Origin of the sequence: Pseudomonas sp. AU12215 (assembly GCF_001675465.2) — a bacterium.
GTDB classification, from domain to species: Bacteria; Pseudomonadota; Gammaproteobacteria; order Pseudomonadales; family Pseudomonadaceae; genus Pseudomonas; species Pseudomonas nitroreducens.
In genome coordinates this window covers 1-4,847 of record NZ_MACM02000058.1, presented here as the reverse complement: position 1 = coordinate 4,847, position 4,847 = coordinate 1, and the positions used below count along the sequence as shown (strand labels likewise).

General features: G+C 50.4%; 2 protein-coding genes and 1 pseudogene. All 3 read left to right on the top strand.

From position 1 onward, the window contains the following. The first annotated feature begins 204 nt into the window (after nt 1-204). Nucleotides 205-1,938: a DUF3696 domain-containing protein gene (locus tag A9513_RS13400; protein ID WP_065327416.1), complete on the top strand. Its 1,734-nt coding sequence runs from the start codon at nt 205-207 to the stop codon at nt 1,936-1,938. Then, entirely contained in the window at nt 1,938-2,840 is a 903-nt protein-coding gene (locus tag A9513_RS34845; RefSeq protein WP_083196109.1) for a hypothetical protein, read from the top strand. Before A9513_RS13400 ends, A9513_RS34845 begins: the two co-directional genes overlap by 1 nt. Before the next feature lie 12 nt (nt 2,841-2,852). Then, a pseudogene (locus tag A9513_RS36495) lies at nt 2,853-4,070 on the top strand (NERD domain-containing protein); the annotation flags it as partial. Nucleotides 4,071-4,847: the final 777 nt, after the last annotated feature.

Genomic DNA, 4,847 nt, shown 5'->3' with positions numbered 1-4,847 from the left:
AACCAGTGAACACACTGCTGCAACCGCGCGTCCAAGCCCCGGGATTTCTTGCCCCGGCCAGGGCTGGGGGCTTAAGTTGATGACATTGGGCTGCCTCCGCGCCCTGCAGCCGCTGCTGAGTTCATGCATCGGCTGAGCTGTTGCTATCTAAAAACTACAAATAAGCCATTTGCCGGTCATAGGCCGAGCTAGAGCATAAAAAACATGCGCATTACAGAAATCGCCCTCACCAACTTTCGTTCCTTTCAGGCCACCCAAGCTATCCCGCTGGCACCGGTAACCTTGATGTTTGGGCCTAATAGCGTCGGCAAAAGCTCGGTGCTGCAGGCGCTGTTTTATCTGCAGCAAATCCTTGCCAAAGGCCACTGCGACCCACAGCGCATTGACGTGCTGGGCGAAAAACACATCGGCGGCTTTGCCAGCCTGGTGAATGGCAGTGATCTGAATAAGCGCATTGTTATCAAGCTGCAGGTCGAAAAAAGCGACAGCATTGGCGCCAGTTACAACCAGTTGTATGAGCTGATTAATGAGGATTTTGGCCTCACTGTCGACAGCCCAACCGCCGATGCTGCACGCTTTGCGGTGGAGCTGCATATCGCTTGGTCTAAATCAGCCGAAACCGCCTACGTGGCCTGCTACAAGCTGTGGCTGGACGATACGCTGATCGCAGAACTGACTAGCGATGCCGGGATGAAGCAGCCGATGCTGGCCTGGCTCAATTACCAGCACCCAACGTTGTTAACCGTAGGCGATGCGGAGGAAGCCGCTGAGCGCGAAGGCGAAGGCTTTGTAAGCGTTTTGCATGAGCTACTAAACGTTCAGCGCCCCACCCAGCCGGTCAGTCGTCGCGATTCCTGGCACATGCCTGAAATGATCTTTGACCATGCCGAACTTGGCTTCAAGGGTTTTGCTGGCGCGCTGCCGTTGCTGGGTAAGCGACTGGAAAGCACCTTTGATCATGACGACCCGCGTATTACCACACGGCTGCACGAGATTCTCTCGGATGTATTGGTAGCACCGTTAGATAACCTGCTGACACTGCTTAATCAAAGCTTGTGCATCGGCCCGCTGCGTATGGTGCCCGACGCCTTGCGCCAGCCTAATCCTTATCCCGAGCAAAAAGACTGGTACAGCGGTGCTGCTGCCTGGGATGTGGTCAGCGCACTGAGCCGCCAGCATAAGGCACCGGCTTTGCTGACTGAGATTAACCACTGGATGAAGCACCTCGGCCTTGGCTATTCCCTGCGCGCAAAGTCGGTCGTTAGCAAGGTGGTGTATTCCGGCGGAGATGACAGCCTCGTTGACTTGTGCGCCATGCTCCATGCCCATGGCGATAAGCTTCAGTTCAGCTTTAGTGATGCTGATGAAGAAGGGAATACGTCAGAGCAAGAAACACCTGTCGACAGTCAAACGTTGATAGCACTGCTGCAGGAGTTAGCGCCTGATAGCGCTGCTCCTAAGGGGGCCGTTATTGAGCAAGTGCGCAATCAATGGGGGCTGTGGGATGAGGGCCGGCAGTGCGAGGTGGCTTTTACCGAGGTCGGTGTTGGTATTTCGCAATTGTTCCCGCTGATTGTGGCAGCCGTGGTGGCGCGCCAGGGACTGGTGACCTGTGAGCAGCCGGAGCTGCATGTGCATCCACGGATTCAGGTGAGCATTGGCGATTTGCTCACCCAAGCTAACAACCAATGCAGCTTCCTGATTGAGACTCACAGCGAGCATGTGATCTTACGGATTCTGCGGCGCATTCGCGAAAGCACAGAAGGCGAGCTGCCTGTTGGGCTGATGCCGCTGGCCCCTGAGGATGTTTCGATCATCTACCTCGACACGGCGGCAGGCGGGGTAAAGGCCACGCGCATCGAAATTGATCGCTACGGTGAGTTCACCAGCCGTTGGCCCAATGGCTTTTTTGCTGAACGTGGCGAGGAGTTATTCTGATGCACGCCATATTCGCCATAGAGCCGGATGCCATCAACAACTGGCAAGACCTCAAGTACGCACTGGAGAAGTTCGGTTACAGCAAAGGCTTGCTGATTGCACGTTTTCCTAAACCCTGGCCTCGTCTGGTGATTGAAGCCTGTGATCGTCGAGGTGTTGGGGATTTGGAGCGGGCGCGTATTGTCGAGAAGCTTCGCCAAGCTCAGGACGACCGGCTTGTGCGCATGGGGCTGCCGTTTGATGGTGACGATTGGATCGCAAACGCCAAACAAGATGGTGTGCGTGACCGTCTTTCAGCAATCTTGGTGCGAGATAAGCATGATGCAGAGCGATTTCATTGCTTCGCTGATGTCGAAGAATCGCTTTTTGATAACCGCCGCGATATGCAGGTTAAGCGGAATGCTCAAGCATTGGCCGAGGCTGCTCGGTATGTGCTGCTGAGTTCTGATCGTATAGTGTTGATTGATCCATATTTTGAGGCAAAACCTAGGTGCTGCAAGGTATTGCAAGCCATGATCAAGCTTTGCCGTGAAAATGGTCATCAACTAGCGGAGATAGTTGTATATACGGCGAAAGACACACAAAAGCGCCATGCTAATCACGATGCGGCAGCCTATGAAAAGCTGCTTTCCAATGACCTTGCTCAAGATATTACGTTGCGGATATTTCTACTGTCTGCTGAGGCTCTTGACCATGATTTTCATGCTCGTTATCTGTTCAGTCAGCGGGCGGGTTTACGTTTTGATCGAGGGTTTGTCGAGCCGGAAGATCATGCGCAACGCGATCACCTTACTGATGTTGCGTGCTTAGACAAAAGTCGGGTGGCTGAACTTAATAGTAGTTATCTGGGAATTGAAGATGACTTGGTCGGCTTTGAGTCTATTATTTTGCCGTCGAAATAGTTGTGGTGAAACTTGGCTAAAATAATACCTGACATTGAGAAGGCGATACTTTCAAGGCAGAAAGTTGAGCAAGGAGAGCTGTATTTACTCAATTACCTTAAAGAAGAATTTGATCCGGAGGCTGAGGTTTATTTTCAGCCTTGCTTTAATGGTGAGCGCCCGGATGTCGTAATCATCAAGGAAGGTGTCGGTGTAATAATTATTGAAGTCAAGGATTGGGATCTTTCCTGCTACAGAGTCGATGCTAAAAATCAGTGGCGCTTGAATGTTAATAACTTCCCTAAGAAGTCTCCTTTTGCTCAGGTGTTCTCCTACAAGCAGAACCTTTTTGAAGTGCACACAAATGGCCTGCTTGAAAAAAGTATGGCCAGCGAAACCTTTTACGGGCTGATAAAGGTTTGTGTGTACTTCCACAATGCTACAAAAAATGAGATTGCGGCATTTTATCAGCCCGCTTTAAGTGAGCTGCAAAGTGAGCTGGACGAAGTTCAACAGGCGTTTCGTGAGAAAAAACTCGAGTATGATCAGTATGAGAAAAAGCGGCTGTATCTTACCAACAAGAAAAAACAGATTGATCGCGATGTGGGATCTTTAGCCATTACACGAGACTCGTTGAAAAAAATTGCATTCGCAGGTGGTAAGCAAAATCCCAAGTTCGAGGATGGCGTATATGCTGAGCTCATGCGCCTTCTGCAGCCACCATTTCATTATGCCAATGAAGGAAAATCCATTCTCTACACAAAGCCACAGGCGCGGCTATCTGAGAGTGTTGAAGGCGCTCGGGTCAAGATATGCGGGGTGGCAGGGTCGGGCAAAACCTCAGTCTTGGCGAAGCGTGCGGTGAATGCGCACAGGCGACATGGCGAGCCTGTGTTGATACTTACATTCAATCTGACGCTTCGCATGTTCATCAGAGACAAAATCAGTGAAGTCCGCGAAGACTTCAATTGGGGGTCTTTCCATATCGTCAATTATCACAAATTTATGAGTGCGGCTCTAAGCAGTGCAGGAATCGATGTGAAGGTTCCAGAGGGCTTGGTGGACCCCAGTGCATACCTTGAAGAGCATTATTATTCGAATGAGGCTGTTTTAGATAATTATGCCGCCGATAGGTACAAAACCATCCTCATCGACGAGGCTCAGGACTACAAGCCTGAGTGGCAGCGAATCATAAGAAAGCACTTCTTGGCCGAAGACGGTGAAATGGTTCTGTTTGCGGATGAGAAGCAGAATATCTATGAGCGAGGCGTCGATGAGGAGAAAAGGGCAAGTATTATTTTAGGTTTTGGGCGCTGGCAACGCTTGCGTAAAAGCTTCAGATACAAGCAGGACTCTCCGGTATTACAATTGTCTGTAGCCTTTCAGAAGCAGTTCCTTTCAGAGAAATATATTTTTGATGGGGATGAGTCTTATCAGCAAACCGTTTTTCTGCCAGGGATTAGCCTGAGTGCCGTAGGGACATGGTCCGCTGGTAAGTTGCTTGATGTTGCTGAGCTAATTGTCGCTATTGCGAAGCGCGAAGGTATTCACCCGAATGACATCACTATTGTGTCGTCAAAGGAAGATGTTCTGAGAGAGATCGACTTTGCTATCCGGAAAGGGCCTCGCCATCAGGAACGGACGATTACAAGCTTTCCCTCGAAGGAAGATATTGAGAGAGTTCGCGGAAAAAGACTTGGGCGTGCGGAAGAAAATAAGGAGCTGCGCAAGTTAAGCGCCAGCCGTAAGCAAGGCTTCAATCTGAATAGCGGTGTAACGAAATTATCAACTCTTCATAGCTTTAAAGGTTTTGAATCGCCTACTGTCTTTATGATCGTTAACGATCTGGATGGGCCAGAGCTTGTTTACACTGGCTTGACCAGAGCAAAAGAAAACATCGTGGTGCTTTTGCCAAGCGGTAATCGATACTTGGCGGTTGCAGAAGCTGAGTGCAACACGGTTACTGGATTGAAGCAGGTGCATCATGCTGCAACGCCACTACCTCTGTCATGACCTCAATCGGGCATT

Bases quoted from the DNA above. Each gene is read 5' to 3' on its own strand.
- A9513_RS13400 (WP_065327416.1), top strand. From the start codon at position 205: ATGCGCATTACAGAAATCGCCCTCACCAACTTTCGTTCCTTTCAGGCC.
- A9513_RS34845 (WP_083196109.1), top strand. From the start codon at position 1,938: ATGCACGCCATATTCGCCATAGAGCCGGATGCCATCAACAACTGGCAA.